This window comes from Pannus brasiliensis CCIBt3594 (genome assembly GCF_036688125.1).
Classification (GTDB): Bacteria; Cyanobacteriota; Cyanobacteriia; order Cyanobacteriales; family Microcystaceae; genus Pannus; species Pannus brasiliensis.
This window is the reverse complement of sequence record NZ_JBAFSM010000003.1, coordinates 38,096-58,710: the sequence shown is the minus strand read 5'-3', so window position 1 is coordinate 58,710 and position 20,615 is coordinate 38,096. Positions and strand designations below refer to the sequence as shown.

The 20,615-nt window shown below is 53.2% G+C and carries 17 protein-coding genes and 1 tRNA gene; 11 read left to right on the top strand and 7 right to left on the bottom strand.

The genetic code is table 11. The features are described from left to right. The first annotated feature begins 28 nt into the window (after positions 1-28). The 3 genes from V0288_RS02460 to V0288_RS02450 all read left to right on the top strand — a co-directional run bounded on the left by V0288_RS02460 (position 29) and on the right by V0288_RS02450 (position 4,018). Positions 29-1,333, top strand: a complete 1,305-nt coding sequence (locus V0288_RS02460; protein WP_332863424.1) for a sensor histidine kinase — start codon at positions 29-31, stop codon at positions 1,331-1,333. Positions 1,334-1,446: 113 nt separating this feature from the next. After that, positions 1,447-2,115 carry a phosphate signaling complex protein PhoU gene (gene phoU, locus V0288_RS02455; protein WP_332863423.1) on the top strand — a complete coding sequence of 223 codons (669 nt, stop codon included), beginning with the start codon at positions 1,447-1,449 and terminating at the stop codon, positions 2,113-2,115. A gap of 205 nt (positions 2,116-2,320) precedes the next feature. Beyond that, positions 2,321-4,018: an iron uptake porin gene (locus V0288_RS02450; protein ID WP_332863422.1), complete on the top strand. Its 1,698-nt coding sequence runs from the start codon at positions 2,321-2,323 to the stop codon at positions 4,016-4,018. A 40-nt stretch (positions 4,019-4,058) separates the two neighbouring features. On the opposite strand, the gene V0288_RS02445 is transcribed toward V0288_RS02450, so the two are convergent. From V0288_RS02445 to V0288_RS02435, 3 genes are read right to left on the bottom strand one after another with little or no spacing between them, the layout of a single operon-like run. Beyond that, the gene (locus V0288_RS02445; protein WP_332863421.1) at positions 4,059-5,465 is read right to left on the bottom strand and encodes a DUF2079 domain-containing protein; all 1,407 of its coding nucleotides are present in this window, start codon (positions 5,463-5,465) and stop codon (positions 4,059-4,061) included. Beyond that, positions 5,462-6,304: an amino acid ABC transporter substrate-binding protein gene (locus V0288_RS02440; RefSeq protein ID WP_332863420.1), complete on the bottom strand. Its 843-nt coding sequence runs from the start codon at positions 6,302-6,304 to the stop codon at positions 5,462-5,464. The genes V0288_RS02445 and V0288_RS02440 overlap by 4 nt, the downstream gene beginning before the upstream one ends. Then, positions 6,301-7,386 carry an AI-2E family transporter gene (locus tag V0288_RS02435; protein ID WP_332863419.1) on the bottom strand — a complete coding sequence of 362 codons (1,086 nt, stop codon included), beginning with the start codon at positions 7,384-7,386 and terminating at the stop codon, positions 6,301-6,303. Before V0288_RS02435 ends, V0288_RS02440 begins: the two co-directional genes overlap by 4 nt. A 126-nt stretch (positions 7,387-7,512) precedes the next feature. Between V0288_RS02435 and V0288_RS02430 the strand changes: the two genes are divergently transcribed. Further along, positions 7,513-7,698 (top strand): PCP reductase family protein, encoded by a 186-nt coding sequence (locus V0288_RS02430; protein ID WP_332863418.1) that lies wholly within the window; start codon positions 7,513-7,515, stop codon positions 7,696-7,698. Positions 7,699-7,823: 125 nt separating this feature from the next. On the opposite strand, the gene moaA is transcribed toward V0288_RS02430, so the two are convergent. Then, complete coding sequence (moaA, locus tag V0288_RS02425; protein ID WP_422661880.1) at positions 7,824-8,807, bottom strand: GTP 3',8-cyclase MoaA; 984 nt, start codon at positions 8,805-8,807, stop codon at positions 7,824-7,826. Between the two features lie 363 nt (positions 8,808-9,170). On the opposite strand from moaA, the gene V0288_RS02420 reads away from it, so the two are divergent. From V0288_RS02420 to V0288_RS02395, 6 genes are all read left to right on the top strand, one after another. Next, entirely contained in the window at positions 9,171-10,115 is a 945-nt protein-coding gene (locus V0288_RS02420) for a LysR family transcriptional regulator (RefSeq protein ID WP_422661873.1), read from the top strand. Between the two features lie 46 nt (positions 10,116-10,161). Further along, positions 10,162-12,021, top strand: coding sequence for an NAD(P)H-quinone oxidoreductase subunit F (locus V0288_RS02415; RefSeq protein WP_332863416.1), 1,860 nt, complete (start codon positions 10,162-10,164; stop codon positions 12,019-12,021). A 72-nt stretch (positions 12,022-12,093) separates the two neighbouring features. Next, entirely contained in the window at positions 12,094-12,822 is a 729-nt protein-coding gene (locus V0288_RS02410) for a carbonic anhydrase (protein WP_332863415.1), read from the top strand. 166 nt (positions 12,823-12,988) lie between these two features. Further along, complete coding sequence (locus V0288_RS02405; protein ID WP_332863414.1) at positions 12,989-13,711, top strand: carbonic anhydrase; 723 nt, start codon at positions 12,989-12,991, stop codon at positions 13,709-13,711. Positions 13,712-13,788: 77 nt separating this feature from the next. Continuing rightward, positions 13,789-15,336, top strand: a complete 1,548-nt coding sequence (locus V0288_RS02400) for an NADH-quinone oxidoreductase subunit M (RefSeq protein ID WP_332863413.1) — start codon at positions 13,789-13,791, stop codon at positions 15,334-15,336. Positions 15,337-15,524: 188 nt separating this feature from the next. Next, positions 15,525-16,820, top strand: coding sequence for a CO2 hydration protein (locus V0288_RS02395; protein ID WP_332863412.1), 1,296 nt, complete (start codon positions 15,525-15,527; stop codon positions 16,818-16,820). 67 nt (positions 16,821-16,887) lie between these two features. Here the strand turns inward: V0288_RS02395 and V0288_RS02390 are convergent. Further along, positions 16,888-16,960 (bottom strand) — tRNA-Arg (locus V0288_RS02390). 189 nt (positions 16,961-17,149) lie between these two features. Further along, a complete protein-coding gene (locus V0288_RS02385) occupies positions 17,150-18,301 on the bottom strand; it encodes a ferrochelatase (protein ID WP_332863411.1) in 1,152 nt (383 codons plus the stop codon). 205 nt (positions 18,302-18,506) lie between these two features. Here V0288_RS02385 and V0288_RS02380 point away from each other — a divergent pair, with 205 nt between their 5' ends. Next, complete coding sequence (locus tag V0288_RS02380) at positions 18,507-19,292, top strand: LmeA family phospholipid-binding protein (RefSeq protein WP_332863410.1); 786 nt, start codon at positions 18,507-18,509, stop codon at positions 19,290-19,292. A 105-nt stretch (positions 19,293-19,397) separates the two neighbouring features. Here the strand turns inward: V0288_RS02380 and V0288_RS02375 are convergent, their stop codons facing one another. Beyond that, the gene (locus V0288_RS02375; RefSeq protein WP_332863409.1) at positions 19,398-20,561 is read right to left on the bottom strand and encodes a GuaB3 family IMP dehydrogenase-related protein; all 1,164 of its coding nucleotides are present in this window, start codon (positions 20,559-20,561) and stop codon (positions 19,398-19,400) included. Positions 20,562-20,615: the final 54 nt, after the last annotated feature.

Sequence of the window (20,615 nt, the reverse complement as noted above, 5' to 3'; positions counted from 1 at the left end):
TTCAACTTCGGTAAAAATCCGGCGAACGATGACTTTTTTCGCTTTTATTCTCGGTATCGTCTTGGGGTTAGCGATCTGTTACTGGCAGATCTCCCGCTCGAATCGGGAATTAAAGCGTCTACTCACCGCTCAGTCCGATGCGGGTACGCTGGCAAGAAGTTTTCCCGTCACCTCTCTCGTGCGGCGCGAGTTGCAGTTTCTCGAAAAACGAACGCGGCAGTTAGAGGAAACCCTCGCCATTCAGAAATCCCTGCTCGATCGCGCGCCGGTCGGCTATCTTCACGTCGATGCCGATAATCAACTCCTCTGGTGTAACCGACAGGCGATCGAACTGCTCACCCTCGATCGCTGGCAACCGGAACAGGTGCGTCTCCTCCTCGAATTAGTCCGTTCCTACGAACTAGACCAACTCATCCAAGAAACCCGCGACAGCCAGAACCAACGCGAGCGCGTCTGGACATTCTACCCCACCAATTCCATCGCCGATCCGTCCGGCGATCGCTCGGTCTCCCTCAAAGGATACGGTTATCCCCTCCCGAACGGGGAAGTGGGCGTTTTTATCGAAAATCAACAGCCTCTCGTCGAATTATCCCGTACTCGCGAGCGCGCTTTCTCCGACCTCACCCACGAGTTACGCACTCCCCTCACCTCCATCTCCCTAACCGTCGAAACCCTGCGGAAACGCCTGCAAGATCCCGAACGACGCTGGATCGAACAGATGGCCGGAGAGGTAGAACGCTTGATTTCCCTCGTGCGCGATTGGTTGGAAATCAGTGATTTACAGGCGGATTCCGGTCGATCGCTCCAGTATACCGCCCTCGATCTCCAAGAACCGATCGAGACCGCGTGGCAGAGCGTCACCCCCCTAGCGGAACGAAAAAATATTACCCGAGAACGACCGGTAGAGGGGGAATGGATACTAGAAGGCGATCGCTCGCGGCTGTTACAGGTTTTCGTGAATTTATTCGATAACGCGATTAAATATAGTCCCGCTGGCGGGAAAATCCGGGTGGCGATCGGGGAAATCCCGGATACCGACGGGGAAAGCCGGTTACAGATCGACGTGATCGATTCCGGGGAAGGATTTCACGAGAGGGATCTGCCGAGGGTGTTCGATCGACTCTATCGCGGCGATCCCTCCCGCGCCCGAACCGATGACTCTCCCGCGGAACGGGGGACGGGATTGGGACTCTCGATCGCCCGCGAGATCGTCCGCGCCCACGGGGGAGCGATCGTCGCCCGCAACGATCCCGAAACCGGCGGCGGCTGGATTCAAGTGACCCTACCCCGCTCCCGTCCGAAGTCCGTCGGGGACGAGAAAAGTTACCCCTAATGATAGATGCCGCCCTCGATCCCGATAATTCGTTTGATAACGAACGGTAAAAAGGAAACTTTTCTTGTTATGACTGTAGATAAGAATTCTTGTAGGCTGGCGCGAACCCGATCGTGAATCTATCCGTCAACACCAACCACCCCGATCGCAAATATTTCGATCGATGTCTCAAGCGACTGGAACAGGATGTCTTGAGAATGGGCGCCCTCGTGGAAGAATCCTTTCGCCTCGGCCATCAAGCCCTCTTCGAGCGCGATCTAGAATCGGCGCGAAAAGTCAAGCCTCTCGATAAAGAGATCGATCGCTACTACCGGCAGATCGAACTCGATTGCGCGACCCTCATGACCCTACAGGCTCCCGTGGCGCAGGATTTACGCCTATTAAGCGCGTTCATGCAATTAGTCCGCGATCTCGAACGGATCGGCGATTACGCCAAGGATATCGCCGGGATCGCTATCAAGCTCTTCGCCTACACCCCCCATAGCTGTATGGGCGAGATCGAGGCCATGTCCCACCACGCGCGCTATATGCTCGCCACCAGTCTCGTCGCCCTCGCCGATCTCGACGAGCAGGCGGGGCCGAGAGTGAAATATCTCGATAACACGGTCGATCGGGCTTACGATCGCCTGTACCATGTTCTCGCCTATCAACGCGATATCAAGGGAGTGGTCGAACCGATCCTACTGATGGGACTCCTGATCCGCCATCTCGAACGCATGGCCGATCACGCCACCAATATCGCGCAACGCGTGTCCTACATCGTCACCGGGCAGAGAGGGTAAAGAAAATTTATCCTTGTATGTATAACGAGTAACTTAAATAAAAGTTTAAGACGAGACAGAAAATTTTCTGTCCCACGTTAAAATTCACTTAACCCGATCGACGGAGTTTTGAAATAAAATGTAGTCATGATCCAACCCGACTGCAAAAGATTGGCTCATAACCCCTGTCTATTCAATCCATAAATTTAGGTGTGAGGATTGACCCATGTCGAAACTATTCAAAAATTTACTCAAGGCGACCCCTTTGGTAATCGGTTCTAGCGTGGTAGCGGCCAGTTCCGCCGTCGCCCAATCGGTTCCCAACGCCCCCCAACTGAAAATCGATCCCGCGGCGCAACAACAGCTAGACCTCATCCAGCAGTCGAGAAGCGGCCAACAGATCAACACCGGGGTCTATCAGAATTCCATGTCCCAAGTCACCAGCGTTAACCAACTGCGTGACGTTTCCCCCACCGCTTGGGCTTATGAAGCGTTAAGAAGCCTTGTCGAGCGTTACGGTTGTATCGTCGGTTATCCCGATCGCACCTACCGAGGCGATCGCGCGCTGACCCGTTGGGAGTTCGCCGCCGGTTTGAACGCCTGCTTGAACGTGATGGAACGTCTGATCCAAGAAGGCGTTGGCGTATTGCGCGAGGACGTGGATAAACTCAAACGTCTCGCCGAAGAATTCCAGGCCGAACTAGCCGCCCTCGGGGCCCGCGTGGACAACCTCGAACAACGCGTCTCCTTCCTCGAAGATCACCAATTCTCCACCACCACCAAACTTAGAGGGGAAGTGATCTTCAGTATCGCCGATAGCGGTGGTGGAACCGCTTCTTTCGAGAGACCGAACGGCACGGTATCGCCCAGAGACACCTCCGATTCCAGCCAAACCGTATTCAACGATCGGGTTCGACTCAACTTTGAAACCAGCTTCACCGGAAAAGACCTCTTAAGAACCCGTCTCCAAGCCGGTAACTTTAACAACACCTTCAACCAACGCGGCCCCACGGGAACCAACATGACCCGTCTGGCCTACGATGACGGTTCGGACAACGATATCACCCTCGATGATTTGTGGTATCGCGCCCCGATCGCGACCCCCTTCGGTGACGTGACTCTCTGGGTCGGTGCCAACGCCCTCAACCTAGATGACGTGTTCACCACCGCGAACCCCTACCTCGCCGATAGCGGCACCGGTTCGCTATCTCGTTTGGGACGCTATAACAACATCGTCTTCCGCGGCGCGTCCGGCACGGGTGCCGCCCTCCGCTTCAACGTCGGCGACATCTTCCAAGTTACCGGTACTTACCTAGCGGATAGTAACACGGCCGGCAATCCCAATCCGGGGAGCGGTTTATTCAACGGTTCCTACAGCGCGGGCGCGCAAGTCGGTTTCTCCTTCATCAAGTTCGCCGACATCTCCTTCGTTTACCTCCATAACTATCTCTCGCAGGATCGGATCTCCTCCGGTCTCTTCGGGAACGTGAGTAGCCCCCGAACCGAGACCCCGTTCGGAAACGTGGCGACTTCCTCGAATCGTTACGGTTTACAGGGAAGCGCGCAAGTGATCCCCGGTTTCCTGAACATCTCCGCTTGGGGCGGTTACGCGCAAGCTACCGCGGCGGAGGGGAACCCCTCGCTAGGGGTTAACAATGGCGACTCCACCGATATCTGGTCTTGGAACGCCAACATCGATTTAATCGACCTCTTCACCGAGGGCGCGGTTCTCTCGCTCGGTGGTGGACAGGTTCCCCGCTCCGATCTGGAAAGCTCGACCGCCTATATCGTTCAAGGTCAGTACAAGTTCCCGATCACCAAAAATATCCTGATCACCCCCGGCGCTTACGCGATCTTCAACGCGAACAACCGCAGTAACCAAACGGTTTACGTGGGTGTACTCCGGACTACCTTCCGCTTCTAATCCGGTTTAGTAACGGAAATCTAGAAAAAAACGGCGAGATCTATTCGGTCTCGTCGTTTTTCGTGACAGATTTATAGAAAAAAACGTCATCGCGCTCGAAAACTAACTTGAAATTTCGATCGTCGCGGACTCGATCGAGCCAGAAGTCGATCCGTTCCGGGGAACTCGACCAGCCGGGGTGACGGCGATCGAGGATAATATACTCGAATCGGGAGAGATCGAGCTTTTCCGACCCCTCGATCGCCAGTTGAATATCCTCGCGTTGGGTGAGATGGGGCGCGATACTGGCCGTGGTTAATACCGCCCCGTTTGTTTTTACCGCCGCCACGGCCTGCCGCGTCGCTTGCCAGGTGTCGAGGGTGGTAAGATAGCGCGACCAGAAATACCCGTATTTCGCCAACGCGACAAAGGCGATCGTCGCCCAGAGAATCATCCATTTCGGTTTTCTCAACCATCCCCCGCCGTTAGCCAGCGTCGCGATAACGGCGAGGAATAAAAAGGGGAGAATCGGTAGAGAGTATTGCGTGGTGATATTTTTCTGGGGGAAATGATCGGCGAGTAGATTTAAGGCCAGCGCGGGGATAGCGGCGGTTAACGGGGCGAGGGTTCGCGGGGAGAGAAACGGGATGACCGGGATAAATAAGAGGATTAAATATTCGAGATTCGCGCCGGTGAAGAGATGGGAAAATACCCGATCGGGCGAGAGAAAAAGATTGCGGATAATTTCCCCGAGCGACTCTCCCAGATAGCTATATCGCGAATCGGCCATCTCCGCGGCCGCGTCTTTTCCGGTGAGCAGGGGGATGAGAATTTTCGCGGTCACGATAAACCAAATCGTACCGCTTATCAAGGCGATCGAGCCGCATTTCCGTTTCTTCTCGAAGACGAATAACCAGAAGCCCATTCCCGCCACGGTTAAGGAGAGAATCGCCTTACAGGAAACAATCACGAGTAGGGCTAAACAAAAGAGCCAGAAACGATTCGATCGGGCCGCGAGTACCGCCCACAATATCGCGGGGACGGCGATAACCTCGGGATGGAAATCGAAAAGATTGACGTTAAAAACGAGGGGATAGAGTAAATAGACGATCGAGACCGCGAGAGCCTGTCTTTCTTTTAGTCCGGCTTGTACCGATAACTGCCAGAGGGGGAACGCGCCGATCGAGAGCGAGAGGGCTTGAATTAGAAATAGCCAGTAAACACTGGGGTAAATTTTATAGAATAGGGCGATCGGGTAGAAAATAAACGCGGCATGATCGCCGAGAATATGATAGCCGACAAAAGAAACGATCGGGTTTTTTCCTCTAGAGATTAGATACGTTCCCTGGTCGAACCAGCCGAGATCGAGCGCGTTCGATTGAAAGAGGATATGTCGGGCGATACTGCTCAGTAATAAAAGGAGCGTGGCGAGGGCGATCGAGCGCGCTAAAGAAACGGGGAATTTCATGATTTATTCCGACAATAGTTGAGAGTTTCGATAAAATACGGGGCGATTTCTCCGAACCATTGCCGTAAAACCTCTCGATTTTGAGCGGCAATAATGACGGAATTTACAAGCTCTTTCCAACGGGGATTATCGCTCGGTAAAATGAGACCGTAATACTCACAGTCGAGGGGATTTTCGGGGACGATCGCGTACTCTTCTTCTAGGGATAAACCGAGAACGATCGCCTCGCCGAGTAATAAAATTCCATCACTAGCGAAAGCGTCGATATTTCTTCTCTTGAGCGCTTGAACTCCCCGAAGTCTACCGGTCGCCCCTTGAAACTCTTGAAGGGTAGCGTTCGGGTATTTTTCCCGTAATAAACTCGCGGTGGTCGTGTCGCGTAGAACCCCGATCCGGATGTTTTCTAACGTGTTCAGATTCAGGTTAGCCCGGTTCTCTCGCCGAATGAGAAATTGAGTTCCCGTAACGAAAAAGGGACGGGAGAAAGTCACCCTTCGATCGAGATTTTCCCGGATCGTGTTCGGGCCGCATTCGAGATCGATCGTCCCGTTCTCTACCAGATCGAAACGATTGAATAAGGTCGATTTATAGATTTTAACACTAATTATATTTAGATTCAATTCTCGTTTTAATTCTTCTCGAAGAATATTGACAAAATCCAAGCATAACCCCTCTAAATTATGATTACTATCCCGATAACCGAAAGGGATCGCGTCTTCCCGGATTCCCACTTCTAGTAATCCCGTCCGATAAATTTTTTCTAAAACCGTTTCCGCGCCCGCGTTCGCGGGATAGAGAAAAGATAAAATAAGCCAGAGCGTCGCGAAAATTCTTTTCATTCTTCTTCTCCGAAGTCTTTTAGGATCTCGATCGATCCCGGAGCATCCAAGGCGACGCGGGGACGATCCCACCGATCCAAAATATCTTTAAAGAGTAATTCATCGAGCCAGGTTTTCGCGACTACCGTGAGGGGGAGGGCGAGTAATAGACCTAGTAAACCGAACATTTGCGCGAAGAAAATTTGCGCCATCAACGTGATCGCGGGGAGTAAAGAAACCTGTTTGGCCATCACCGTCGGGGTGAGTAAATAGCTCTCCAAGTTTTGAATAATAAAATAGAGAACGAGAATGGCGACGATTTTCCAAGGGGGGCCGAGAACGGCGATGGCGATCGGGAAAATCACGCTGGCCGTCGGGCCGATATTGGGAATAAAATTGAGTAAGCCGGCGAGTAACGCGTGAACGAGAACTAATTTAATCTGTAACGCGAAAAGACCGATACCGCTGAGAATCGCGACGGCCGAGGAACTAATGGAGATCCCGATCAACCAATTCCCTAAAGCCACCTCGGATAAAGTGAGAATTTCATCGGCGCGACGACGGTAAAAGTTGGGGAAAAGTTGTAGGAAAGCGCGACGGTAAGCCCGCGGGTTAGCGAGCATCATAAGCGTTAAAACTAACACGAGTAATAGTTGCAAGATCGCCCCGAGAGAGTTGGAGAAAAAGGCGAAAAAGTTGGTAAAAACAACGGTTCCTAGGGGTTGGAGTTGCCGGACGATATCGGTCTCGCTCGGTAGGGGAGGAAGCCAATCGAATTGAAATTGCGCTTGCAAACGGTCTAAACTCTCGCGGACTTGGTTCCAGACCGTCGGTAGGAGATCGATCAGGTTTTGAAACTGTTCGATAAAGGGAGGGAGAACGAGGGAGAAAAAGAGGATTACGAGCGCTAAACCGCCCAATAATGTCAGGGCGATCGCTAGTTGCCTTCTGATTCCCCGATTCTGTAACCATTTCACGCACCGATTCAAGGCGACGGTAAAAACGATCGCCATAAAAATCAGGAGGAGTAACTGCCGGATCTGCCACAGCACGTACAGCGAGAGAACGAGACAAATAAATCCCAACCACTGACCGAATTTCACGCTCTTTTCCCGTTCTTAAGGACAGTTTTAATGATAGTCGATCGCCGGGCGCGCGTTCCTACTTCCCCCCGCGGGTGGTGGTCGTCTTACAATGGCCACTAGGTAACGCGACGATCTCGAAACTTTATGGACGATTTTGATTTGACCGATAGCCCCCGTTGGACCGCCGACGCGAAAGCGAAGTTAAAAAATATTCCTTACTTCGTCCGTTCACAGGCCCGGCAACGGATCGAGGAGTTAGCCCGTCACGCGGGTTCCGATGAAGTTACCGTGGAGATGGTGGAACAGGCACGAGTAGAGTTCGGACAGTAAAAGGAGACAGGAGGTGAGGGAGGGAAAAGGCGACAGGGTAAAGGGTAAAGGGTAAAGGTGAAGGGCTTAAAAGTAGCCTTTTCCCTTTTCCCCAAAAATCCCCCATCCCCCCATCTCCCTACACCTTACCCGCCGATGCTGGACATGGTACGGGTGTAGATTCCCGTGTCCGTTCCGGTGTCGCGGAGTTTGAAGTTGATATCCGCTTTATTCTCGATTAGTTCTCGGACTTTTCGCCGTAATTCGCTCGTGGAAACGCCTTGACGGAGAGCGGTTTTTAAATCGATCTGGCCGGTTTCGTTGAGGAGACAGGGACGTAACCAGCCGTCCGCGGAGAGACGGAGACGGTTACAGCGATCGCAGAAACACTCGGACATCTGACTGATAAAGCCGATCGTACCGCGCGCGCCGGGAATCCGGAACACGTCCGCGGGTCCGTTTCCCCGGACGGAACCCTCTTGCAATCCCCACCTCGATCGAATCCTAGCGCGCAATTCCTCCGAGGGTATCCAGGCTCTTTCCTGAAAGAGTTCCGCGTTGCCGATGGGCATGAACTCGATAAAACGAACGTGCCAGTCTCGATCGAGCGTTAACGCGGCCAGATCTTCCACTTCCGCGTCATTAACCCCCGGTATCACCACCACGTTCAGTTTTAACGGGTCGAATCCCACCTCGCGCGCTTTTTGAATGCCCGTCCAGGTTCTCTGCCAGCGACCGCGACGGCCGACGATCCGATCGAACGTCTCCGGATCGAGAGAATCTAAACTAATATTGATCCGTCGCAATCCCGCCCCGTACAACTTTTCCGCCAAATTGTCAAGTAAATAACCGTTGGTCGTAAGAGAGAGATCCCGCGTTTCGGGGAGGGCGGCGATCGAGCGAACGATCTCGACGACTCCGGGGTGAAGGAGCGGTTCGCCCCCGGTCAGGCGAAAATTACGGAAACCGACGGGAATAAAGACCTCTCGGACGAGAGCGATAATTTCTTCCGTCGTTAAAAGGTCTTGCCGGAGAACATAATCCAATTCCGCGTCTTCGGGCATACAATACTGACACCGAAAATTACAGCGATCGATCAGGCTGATCCGCAGGTAGTCGATGGGGTTCATGTTCGGGCGGGAGAATTCTGCTTTGAATAGATTCAGTTTAACAACTTTCCAGTTGTTTAAATAAGGCGCCTCGTCGGTCAATAACCGGGGATAGGGGGTGCGGAGATGGGGAGATAGTAATGGTATTTTTCCCTCCTGACTCCTGCCTCCTGCCTCCTGCCTCCTGCCTCCTGCCTCCTGACTCCCCTCTCGACAAAAGATTTTCGCGGGAAGTCGGTCTATCGATCGAGCGCGGGCGTATTGCACTTAAGCAGAACTTATATATAGACTACTCTATATTGATAAAAATAGTAATTGACTGAAATCTATTAAGACGGTAGGATTTATCGTAACGAATAGTAGTTATAGAGCGGGGACAAGGACGTGATTCAGGCAACCCTACATCAATTAAGGGTTTTCGAGGCTACTGCCCGCCACAGTAGTTTCACGAAAGCGGCGGAGGAGTTGTTCATCACGCAACCGACCGTCTCTACCCAGGTCAAACAACTTACCAAAGCGGTAGGCTTACCCCTCTTCGAGCAGATCGGGAAACGATTATTCCTGACCGAAGCGGGGAAAGAATTACTGCATACCTGTCAGGAGATCTTCAACCAGTTGGATAACTTCGAGATGAAGGTCGCCGATCTCAAGGGAACCCGACAGGGAAAGCTGACTCTCGGCGTGATCACGACCGCGAAATACTTCGTCCCTCGCATTCTCGGGGCTTTCTGCCAACAGTACCCCGGCATCGACATCGCCCTGCAAGTGACCAATCACCAGAAACTGCAAGAGCGTATGATAGAGAACGAGGACGATCTGTATATTCTCAGTCATCCTCCCGAAGAAATAGAACTCTGTTCCCGTCCTTTTCTCGAAAATCCGCTCGTGGTGGTCGCCCGTCGGGATCATCCCCTCGCCGGTCAACGCGCCATCCCGATCGCCCGCCTGAATAACGAACCCTTTATCATGCGAGAATCGGGATCGGGAACCAGACAGGCGGTGCAGAAATTGCTCAACCTGCACGATGTATCGGTGAAAGTCCGTTTGGAGTTGGGGAGTAACGAGGCGATCAAACAGGCGATCGCCGGCGGGTTAGGACTGTCGGTTCTTTCCAAACACACCCTGATCTCCGACGGGGAAAACGGCGAGCTAGTCGTTCTCGACGTGGAACATTTCCCGATCCAGCGGAATTGGTACGTTTGTTATCTGGCCGGGAAACAGTTATCGGTGATCGCCGACGCTTTCCTCCACTATCTCGTGGAAACCAGCCCGACGATCCCCCTATACGAACCCATCAATAACAGTAGGTTTGTCCTGACGAATCACTAACTTTTCCCCTCTCCTTTCTCGATCGATCTTCTTTTGAGAGAAATCTATGTTGGAATCTTTCAGCCAGACTATCTGGCTTGTACCTTTGTACGCGTTCGCCGGCGCGCTCCTCGCCCTCCCCTGGTCGCCGGGTATTATCCGCCAGACCGGGCCGCGGCCGTCGGGATATATTAACCTGATCATGACCTTTCTGGCGTTCTGCCATAGCTTTCTGGCGCTGTTCGCCGTCTGGGGTCAACCGGCTCGATCGCTCTCTTTCCACTGGCTGAACGCCGCGAATTTATCGATCTCCCTCGATTTACAGGTTTCTACCCTGAATATCGGGGCATTACTGCTCATCACGGGCTTAAACCTAGCCGCCCAGATCTACGCGATCGCCTATCTAGAAATGGATTGGGGGTGGGCGCGGTTTTACTCCCTCGTCGCGTTATTCGAGGGGGGGATGTGCGCGTTGGTGCTGTGTAATTCCCTCTTTTTCAGCTACGTTGTCCTGGAAATCCTCACCCTCGGCACTTATCTCCTGATCGGTTTCTGGTTCAATCAATCCCTCGTGGTCACGGGAGCGCGCGACGCGTTCCTTACCAAACGGGTCGGCGACCTGATCCTGTTAATCGGGGTGGTCGCGCTATTGCCCCTCGCGGGAACCTGGAACTTTGACGAGTTGGCGCGCTGGGCGGCGACCGCGAAAATCGACCCGACAGTGGCGAATCTGCTTTGTTTAACCTTGATCGCGGGACCGATGGGTAAATGCGCCCAATTTCCCCTTCACCTGTGGCTAGACGAGGCGATGGAGGGGCCGATGCCCGCGACGATCCTCCGGAATACGGTGGTGGTTTCTACCGGCGCGTGGGTGTTGGTGAAATTAGAACCCGTTTTACAACTATCGCCCCTGACGTTACAGGTGATGGTAATCGTCGGGTCGGTGACGGCGATCGGCGCGTCCTTGATCGCCATCGCCCAGATCGACGTGAAGCGATCGATCTCCTACTCGGTCAGCGCCTATATGGGGCTAATTTTCATCGCCGTAGCCACCGGACAGACGCAAACCGCTCTAACCCTATTATTTACTTACTCGATCGCGATGGCTCTCCTCGTGATGGTGGTGGGTAACATCGTTTGGAATACCGTTAGCCAGGATGTCAGCCAGTACGGGGGCCTGTGGTCGCGTCGTCCGATTTCCGGCATTTCCTACCTGATCGGGGCCGCGAGTCTGGTAGCCCTGCCTCCCTTCGGCGGTTTCTGGGCGTTAACCCGACTGGCCGATCGCCTCTCGGAAATTAGCGGTTTATTACTGCTCGTTCTCCTAATTGTCAACGCTTTGACCGCCTTTAGCGTCACCCGAGAATTCTGCGTGTTCTTCGGCGGCAAGATCAAGCCGATGACCGTCCGTTCCCCGGAAGCGCTCTGGCCGCTGGTAGTGCCGATGACCGTGACCGCGGGTTTCGCCCTCCACGTCCCGATTCTCCTCGCGAAGTGGAATTTATTACCGGATTTCGGCGGTTTGAACCTCGGGGTCGTTTTCCTCCTGGTCGCCTCGACGGTAGCGGGCATCGTTCCCTCGGCGTATCTTTACCTGAGCGAGAGTGTCCCGAAACCGATCGTTTTCCAACCGAAAGCCGTTCAGGATTTCTTCGCCTACGACCTCTACACCGCGCGACTCTATAAAGTCACGATCGTCTTCGTCGTCGGTCTGGTGTCGAATATCGTCAACTGGATCGATCGATTCCTCGTCGATGGCGTGGTCAATCTCGTCGGGTTAGCGGCGCTCTTTAGCGGTCAGAGCCTGAAATACAACGTTTCCGGACAAACGCAATTCTACGTTCTCTCGATCGTCCTGGGCATCTCCCTGATCGGGATCGTGGTGTGTTGGCCGCTGTTAGCGCAGATTTCTTTAGTTTTCGGATAAAAATCGATAAATCCAGTTTTTTCTGGTAATATCTTTTTTTAATCTTTTTTTCTTTTGATGGGTGCAAGTCTCATGTCCGATCTCTCTCGTCGTCAGTTAATCCGTTACGGTGGTGGTTTTATCGGAACCGGTCTGGCCGCTACCGTCCTCGGTTCCCAACTCTCGAAGGCCAGCGCCAACGATCCCCGTTTCGTTCCCGACACTTTCCTCGCTCAAAACAAAAATGTTACCCCCGATCAAGCGTTAGCCAAACTTATGGAAGGCAATCAACGCTTTATCAACAAAAAACGCCTCAATCCGAATCAAGACATGGCGCGGCTCGCGGAAGTGGCGGAAAGTCAGGCTCCGTTCGCCGCGATCTTGGGTTGTGCCGATTCTCGCGTCCCGGCGGAGATCATTTTCGATCAGGGTTTCGGGGATCTGTTCGTCTGTCGGGTCGCCGGAAATGTCGCCACCTCCGAAGAGATCGGCAGTCTGGAATTCGGCACGATGGTTTTAGGCGCGAAAGCGATCGTCGTTCTCGGTCACACCCGTTGCGGGGCGGTCAAAGCGACGATCGAGGGGGGACGCTTCCCCGGCCAGATCGGTCGCCTGATCGACGGCATTCAGGTGGGCGTGGAGCGGGCGGATACCCAATCCGGCGCGAGCAAGCTGGAAAAAGCGATCAAGGCGAACGTGATGTATCAAGTGGAAAAACTCTCTAAATCCACGGTTATGGGCGATTTAATCGACAAGAAACAATTAAAAATCGTCGGCGCTTACTACGATCTCGATACCGGAAAAGTTAACTTGATCGGTTAATCCGTCGATGGTCACTCGCGTCGGGTGGCTCTCGATCGAACCGCTTCCCCTTCCGTTCGCCTCCCCGGTCAACATCCCTTGTTTTCAGGAAAAAAATCGTTAAAATAAGATTTTATCGCGATTTTCCCGATTAACCCTTCATGGAATCGCGAGGAGTGCCAATTCTATGTCCGAAGTCTCTCGTCGTCAGCTAATCCGTTACGGGGGTAGCCTGATCGGTACCGGTTTCGCCGCCACCATCCTCGGTTCCCAACTCGCGAAAGCCAACGATTCCCGTCTCTTGGCCGATTCGTTACCGGACCGAAATCAAGCGATCACCCCCGATGAGGCGATCGCCAAGCTCCTAGAAGGAAACCAGCGTTTCGCGGGAGATAAAAGGCTAAATCCTCACCAAGACCGGCAACGGGTGACGGAAATCGCCGAAACTCAAGCCCCGTTCGCCGCAATTCTCGGTTGTGCCGATTCTCGCGTCCCGGCGGAGATTATCTTCGATCAGGGCTTAGGCGATCTCTTCGTCTGTCGGGTCGCCGGCAATATCGCCACATCGGAAGAGATCGGTAGTCTGGAATACGCCGCGATGATCCTGGGGGCTAAGGCGATCGTCGTTCTCGGCCATACCCACTGCGGGGCCGTGAAAGTGACGCTTCAGGGGGGACGCTTACCCGGCCAACTCGGCCACCTGATCGACGGCATTCAAGTGGCGGTGGAGAGGGCGGATGCCCAGACCGGCGAGAACAAGCTAGAACGAGCGGTAAAGGCCAATATCGTCTATCAAACCCAAAAAGTCTTAACTTCCGATATTATTTTCGGATTAAGTGAAAAAAAACAAATAAAGGTCGTCGGTGCCTACTACGATCTCAACACTGGAAAGGTTAATCTACTCGGTTAATCCGTCGATGGTCACTCGCGTCGGGTGGCTCTCGATCGAACGCGAATCCCCGTTGTTTTTTACCACGATCGACCCCTATGCTCAGTACCCTACTCTGGCTCCCGATTATCGGAGCGATTATCGTCGGTTTCTTTCCCGATAAATTATTTCCCGCCAAATCTCGCCAGATTACCCTCTGGTTTATCGGCGCAGCCCTCGTTTGGTCACTGTACCTACTCTCCCGCTTCGATATCACCAACGCCGGTTTCCAGTTTTCCGAGTACCTGGAATGGGCCAAACCGATCGGCCTGAGCTACCATCTCGGCATCGATGGCCTCTCCCTCCCGTTACTCATTTTAAATTGTCTCTTGACAGGAATCGCTATTTATGCAACGGAAGAGAAGATCGATCGGCCCCGTCTTTACTACTCCCTGATCCTCCTCATTAACGCGGGGATTTCCGGGGCGTTGATGGCCAAAAACCTGCTTTTATTTATCGTCTTTTACGAACTCGAATTAATCCCTTTCTATTTAATGATCGCCATTTGGGGGGGCGAGAAACGGGGCTACGCCTCGATTAAATTCCTCCTCTACACCGCGCTATCCGGGCTACTCGTCCTCGCGGGTTTCCTGGGAATCGGTTTCCTCGACGGCGGCAATTTCGAGTATTCCACGATTTCTACGGAAAATTTCTCGCAAAATAGTCAGCTAATTCTCTTAACCTTCCTATTATTAGGATTCGGCATCAAAATTCCCCTCGTTCCCCTACATACCTGGCTACCGGACGCGTATACCGAAGCCTCGCCCGCCACGGCCATTTTACTCGGGGGGATTCTGGCGAAACTCGGTACTTACGGGTTAGTTCGCTTCGGTTTACAGTTATTCCCCGATACCTGGGCGTTAGTCGGCCCCGGACTGGCGATTATCGGCGTGGTGAGCGTGATTTACGGGGCCCTGAGCGCCATCGCCCAACGGGATATTAAACGGATGGTCGCCTATAGTTCGATCGGACACATGGGTTATATCCTCGTGGCGGCGGCGGCCGGTAGTCAGTTAAGCGTCCTCGGCGCGGTCTCCCAGATGATCAGTCACGGTTTAATCCTCGCCCTACTGTTCTACCTCGTCGGCATCGTCGAACGCAAGGCGGGAACGCGGGATCTCGACGTTCTCAACGGTTTAATGAACCCGATTCGCGGCTTACCCCTCGTCAGCGCCCTGTTAATTCTCGCGGGAATGGCCAGCGCGGGCATCCCCGGCCTAGTCGGTTTCGTGGCGGAATTTATCGTCTTCCAGGGCAGTTTCTCCCGTTTCCCCATCCAGACCATTCTCTGCATCATCGCGTCCGGTTTAACGGCGGTTTACTTCGTCATCCTCCTGAACCGTACCTGTTTCGGGAAACTGGATAACAAGCTCGCCTACTATCCGAAAGTATTCAAATCGGAAACGATTCCCGCTTTGGTATTAATGGTCGCGATCATTTTTCTCGGGGTTCAACCGAATTATTTAGTACATTGGATCGAACCGACCACCAACGCGATGGCGGCAACGATCCCCGGTCAATCCACCCCGCGGGTCATCGTCAAACAATCCGAAAAGAAACCCACCTTCCCGTCACTAAATTGGCTCACTCCGGGGAAAAAGTCATAGAGGCTGATTGACTGACAAAACTCTCGAAACCCTGGAGACTTAGTAGGTTGGGTTGAGATGACGAGACCCAATCCTATCCCTCTCGGCTGTTGGGTTTCACTTCGTTCAACCCAACCTACAGATTACAGACTACTCCTGATGCCTGACTTTTTTACCTCTTTTCAACGTATCTACTCCGGGATAAACCTATGACCGCGACACTAATTAAAGCGAAACTACCCCCTTCCACCCACGAATTCGCCGATATTATTCACCGTTTAGAGGCGGGGGGATCGATGTTACCCGATACTCCCGAAAACCTGATGCAGATCATCGGCATTTATAAAGCGTATGCCGTGCCGATGGATTTTTACTGGCGCGATCTGCTCTATATTGCCGAGCGGGTGTTTCTCGATCCTCTGCCCTTTTTTAAATACTTCCTACCGCAAGAATATCTCGATTTACAGAATCACTACGCGGGCGATAACGCGGATCTGAGAATCTGGCGCGGGACGGGTTCGGCTCATCCGGAACTCTTAGAATTCATGGCCAAGGGTAAGACCATGAAAATGTCGAAACTCGCCCACCATCTCTGGCACGATCGCATTAATATGGAGTTCGCCGAAGCGTGTATGCAGGCGATGCTCTGGCACGGTCGCGATATGGGTTGGGGATTATTCGACGCGTACCTCGATTCGGAAGAATACCGCCAGAATGCCGATCGGGCTATTCGCGCTTATTTTAAGAAAAATCCCGCGATGATGGGACTTTATAACCTCTTCCCCGATATGTTCCTCGAACAGGTGCGGATGATGTCCTATTACTCCAATCTGGGACTTTTCTGGGAAGTGATGGCTCCCGTCTTTTTCGAGATGTCGGATATTTACGATGAGGGGGGCTTTAAAGGCGTTCCCGACGCGATGAATTTTCTCGTCAACGGCATTTTCGCGATCGCCGGCCGTCCGATTTACCACCACGTTTATATAGACGGTCAGTGTTACGAGATCATCCCCAAATCGAAGGGTTTTACCTGGCTATACGAGGCGGCTTTACCCTACGTGGAAGCGGTTTTCTACCGTACCGCTCCTTTCCGCGGCACGAAGTCCTATAACGCGCAGGCGAAACAGGTTCCCGACGAACAGAAAGATTTCCATTACGGCATTCTCTACGCGGATGTTTTCCCGGTGGGAACCGCGGGAATTCCGCCGACGTTGTTGATGGATGATATGTATCATTTCCTCCCGCAATACCTGATCGATTACTATCAAAAACACTGCCGCGGCGAGGATGATATTTTGATTCAGTTGGGGATTACTTTCCAGCGATCGATGTACAATGTCACCTCGGCGGTTATTCAGGCACTCCGGACGGCGTTACTCTATCCCCTAGACGATCCGAACCCGAAACATTTACTGAAAAACCGTCAATTCTTCGAGGCGCAGATGGATCGTTTTAAACGCCCCGAAGCGCGCTTACGCGATATTCAAAACCCGAATTATCGGTAATGGTTTTAGCCTCATAAATATCGACGCGGTGAAAGCCGCGTTTTTTTTTCGATCGATTCACGGATAACGGGTACGGCAGGGATCGAACCTGCAACCGTCCGCTTAGAAGGCGGATGCTCTATCCATTGAGCTACGTACCCAGGAAAGCACGATTATACATTATAGCTTGAAAAGCGACAAGGTGAAGAAGTGGGGATAGGGGATTTTTTCGGGAAAAGGGAAAGGGAAAAGGTGACTTTTCATTTCTTCCCCTCGATCCTTTTCCCCTGTCTCTCGCTTTTCGGCGGGTTACGCTTCGCGAGCGCCCACCCTACGGTCTTTCCAGGGTTTTAATGGTGGTGATGTCCGTTGTGATGATGGTGGTGGTGATGATGTTCGTGCTGGACTCGCGGGAGGGAAAAAGAGGGATTGACAGAAAGAGCTTCTTGTGTTAAGAGAGCTTCGATATGTTCGTCGGCCCAATCCGCGGCCATCCGGCAGAATTCGGGGCGATGGTTGACGCAATCCATCCGAATATAATTCACCTCGCTATATTTTTTCCGTAATCCCTCGATAATATGTTCTACATCGAGTAATGTCTCGTGATTTTCGGTAGCGAAGCCGATCGGCATGAAAATTAACGCTTTCGCTCCCAGTTCGATTAAATTTCTGCCCGCGAGTTCGGCGTTCGGTTGTGTCCACTTAATCAACGGGGTTTGATGATTCAGCCAACCGACGGAAATTAGGGGGTAGCGATAGATTAATTTTTCCCGTACCAATTCGTAGAGAGCTTGACTTTCATCGATCCCGGAGGTGAATCCCTTCGCTTCGTGGGGACAGCCGTGATTCATCAAGACGATGCCGATTTGCGAGGGGAGATATTTTCCGACTAACTCGGCGGCGATTTTTTCCTCCACCAGACTCGCCATCAGGTCGATATATTCGGAACGGTTGTAAAACGAAGGAATATAGCGGATTCCTTTAACCCAGTGTTCGGAATCGTTTTCTGTCTCGGCTAGGGCTTTATTCACTTGCTCGATCGCTATGCCGCTGGTAAAGATCGAATCGACCACGAGCAGGGGATAGATGAGGATTTTCTCGAATCCTTGTTCGCGAATTTCCGCCAGTACCTGCGCGGGGAGGAAGGGAGCGCAGAAGTTAAACGCTTTGAACACCTGGATTCGATCGCCCCACCGCGCTTGGAGGTTCCGCTCGATCGCCTCGCGTTGATGCTCGAAAATGTGGTTGTGGGGGGAAATAAAGTGATCGTGCTGGTGTTGCCACTCGTGCAGGTCGAACATCGCCAGCAATTTCGCCAGGGGGGGATAAACCCACGTCGGGACGGGGGCGAATTTGGCGGTAAGCAGATTCAACGCTTGTTCGTTATAGTTGGCGAAGTCCTCGTAACTCTCCACTTCCCCGTATCCCATCAATAACACGGCGACCCGATCGACGCGCGCGCCGGTCTCCGATACCTGTTGTTTGTCCGAGATCGCGACCACTGTTCTTTCCCTCGTTTGCTATAGGATAAAGCTCTATGTTGCTTATAGTAGCACTTCCCTATACTATCCCCCGGTAGGGGATCAGCCCGAAAACTTAATCCCGGCTACAGAACCATACAAATCTCTTATCGCTACCATTAAGAGGACGGGGTGTAAAGAAAAATTAAACAATGTTAAGATCGTGTGAGTCCAACTCGGTAGAGATATGACAGCAGGCGTGTTTGGAAGCTTACCTTTTCCCAATCAGAGCGGCGATCAACTCATCAGTAAAGCGGTGAGCGCGGCGATCGCGGCCCTCTTCAAACGGACGGGCAAGCTTACGGCTACCGTCCGAGCGGAACCGATCGGCAAACTCCTCCAGGGGAGTATCGACGGTTTCGACTTCATCGGCACGTCGATGTTAATGTACAACGGTTTACGGATCGAGGCGATGGAACTGTACGTCCAGGCGGTCTCGATCGATTTCAGCGCGATCTTTACCGGTCAGGTGAAACTACGCCAACCGACACGGGCTACCATGCGGGTGGTCTTGACGGAGGAAGATCTGACCACTTCTTTCAATACGCCGTTTATTGTCGATAAATTACAGAAATTACAGTACGAGGGTCGATCGCTTTATTTTCAAAATACCGAGATGATCCTCAACGACGATCGATCGATCACGCTCAAAAGTTCGGTAAAGGTGGGGGATGACGAACCGATCGCCCTGGACATGAACACCTCGATCGAGGTGAGAGATCGCAAAGAAATCCAATTCGTTAACGTTACCTATCAGGGGGACGAGCGGGAGCGAAGCGCTGCTGCAAGCAGATCGAGAGCGTTAGGCGAAGCGTTAATCGCCCACGTTAATAACCTGATGGATCTCGACAAATTCGCCCTCGACGGTACGCGGTTACGGGTCGATCGGGTTCGCGTCAAGGATAAACAGATCCTCTTCTACGGAACGGCCGAGATCGATCGTTTTCCCCAGCGTAACGCCCCGAAAAATTAACTCCGTAAAAACACGGGAACAAGCGCCGGTTTTCTAGAGTCCGTAAAAATAACCGTGTAGTTCAAAAAAAACGGGGATCTCGATCGAGATCCCCGCTTGTTTTTCTTATTTACCCATTCCTAACTGCTGGGCTTTTTGGTAGACCTTGCCCTCGGTGAGTAGGGAGGGCGCGATCACCACTTCCACCTGTTGCATCTCCTTGAGATCCTTCGCGCCGAGGGTTCCCATGCTGGTTTTCAGCGCGCCGAGAAGGTTGTGGGTTCCGTCGTCCAGTTTCGCGGGGCCGGTGAGGATCTCGCGGATCGTTCCCGTCGTTCCCACGTTGATCCGGGTTCCGCGGGGCAGTACCGGGCTAGGAGTCGCCATCCCCCAGTGGAAACCGCGGCCGGGGGCTTCGGCGGCCCGGGCGATCGGCGAACCGATCATTACCGCGTCCGCGCCACAGGCGATACATTTACAGATGTCCCCACCCGTGATAATACCGCCGTCGGCGATCACCGGGACGTACTTACCGGTTTCCCGATAGAAATCATCGCGGGCCGCGGCGCAATCGGCCACCGCGGTCGCCTGGGGAACCCCGACCCCGAGAACGCCGCGGGAGGTACAGGCCGCGCCGGGCCCGATACCGACGAGAACCGCCGCCGCGCCCGTTTTCATCAGATTTAAAGCGACCTCGTAGGTGACGCAGTTGCCGAGAACGACCGGCATGGGCATTTCCTCGCACAACCGCGCGAGATCGAGGGGAGTAATTGACTCCGGGGATAGATGCGCGGTCGAAACCACCGTCGCCTGTATGAAAAGGAGATCCGCGCCCGCTTTGGCCACCGTGGCCGCGAACCTCGTCGCGCCGACCGGGGTGAGACTGACCGCCGCGATCGCGCCTTTTTCCTTGATTTCGGCGATGCGCCGCTCGATTAGTTCCGGTTTGATCGGTTCCGCGTAGAGTTCCTGCATCAAGCCGACGAATTCCGATTTACCGACCGAGGCGATGCGATCGAGGATCGGGTCGGGATTCTCGTAGCGGGTTTGAATGCCTTCTAGGTTCATCACCCCGAGCGCGCCGAGTTCGGAGAGTAAAACCGCCATCCGCGCGTCTACCACCCCGTCCATCGCGCTGGCGATAATCGGGATCTCGCGCTCGACGGTGCCGATCGTCCAACGGGTATCGGCTAAACTCGGATCTAGGGTACGCGCTCCGGGGACGAGCGCGATTTCATCGATGCCGTAAGCTCTACGGGCTGTTTTGCCCCGACCTATGATTGTGTCCACGCTTCTCTATAACTTCTAAACTTATTAGCTTAGACTAACAAATTTCGTGGCTCC

Coding starts and splice junctions, on each gene's coding strand:
- V0288_RS02405 (WP_332863414.1), top strand. CDS start 12,989: ATGTCCGAAGTCTCTCGTCGTCAGCTAATCCGTTACGGGGGTAGCCTG.
- moaA (WP_422661880.1), bottom strand. CDS start 8,807: ATGAACCCCATCGACTACCTGCGGATCAGCCTGATCGATCGCTGTAAT.
- V0288_RS02380 (WP_332863410.1), top strand. CDS start 18,507: ATGACAGCAGGCGTGTTTGGAAGCTTACCTTTTCCCAATCAGAGCGGC.
- V0288_RS02440 (WP_332863420.1), bottom strand. CDS start 6,304: ATGAAAAGAATTTTCGCGACGCTCTGGCTTATTTTATCTTTTCTCTAT.
- V0288_RS02400 (WP_332863413.1), top strand. CDS start 13,789: ATGCTCAGTACCCTACTCTGGCTCCCGATTATCGGAGCGATTATCGTC.
- V0288_RS02415 (WP_332863416.1), top strand. CDS start 10,162: ATGTTGGAATCTTTCAGCCAGACTATCTGGCTTGTACCTTTGTACGCG.
- V0288_RS02430 (WP_332863418.1), top strand. CDS start 7,513: ATGGACGATTTTGATTTGACCGATAGCCCCCGTTGGACCGCCGACGCG.
- V0288_RS02450 (WP_332863422.1), top strand. CDS start 2,321: ATGTCGAAACTATTCAAAAATTTACTCAAGGCGACCCCTTTGGTAATC.
- V0288_RS02460 (WP_332863424.1), top strand. CDS start 29: ATGACTTTTTTCGCTTTTATTCTCGGTATCGTCTTGGGGTTAGCGATC.
- V0288_RS02395 (WP_332863412.1), top strand. CDS start 15,525: ATGACCGCGACACTAATTAAAGCGAAACTACCCCCTTCCACCCACGAA.
- V0288_RS02410 (WP_332863415.1), top strand. CDS start 12,094: ATGTCCGATCTCTCTCGTCGTCAGTTAATCCGTTACGGTGGTGGTTTT.
- V0288_RS02445 (WP_332863421.1), bottom strand. CDS start 5,465: ATGAAATTCCCCGTTTCTTTAGCGCGCTCGATCGCCCTCGCCACGCTC.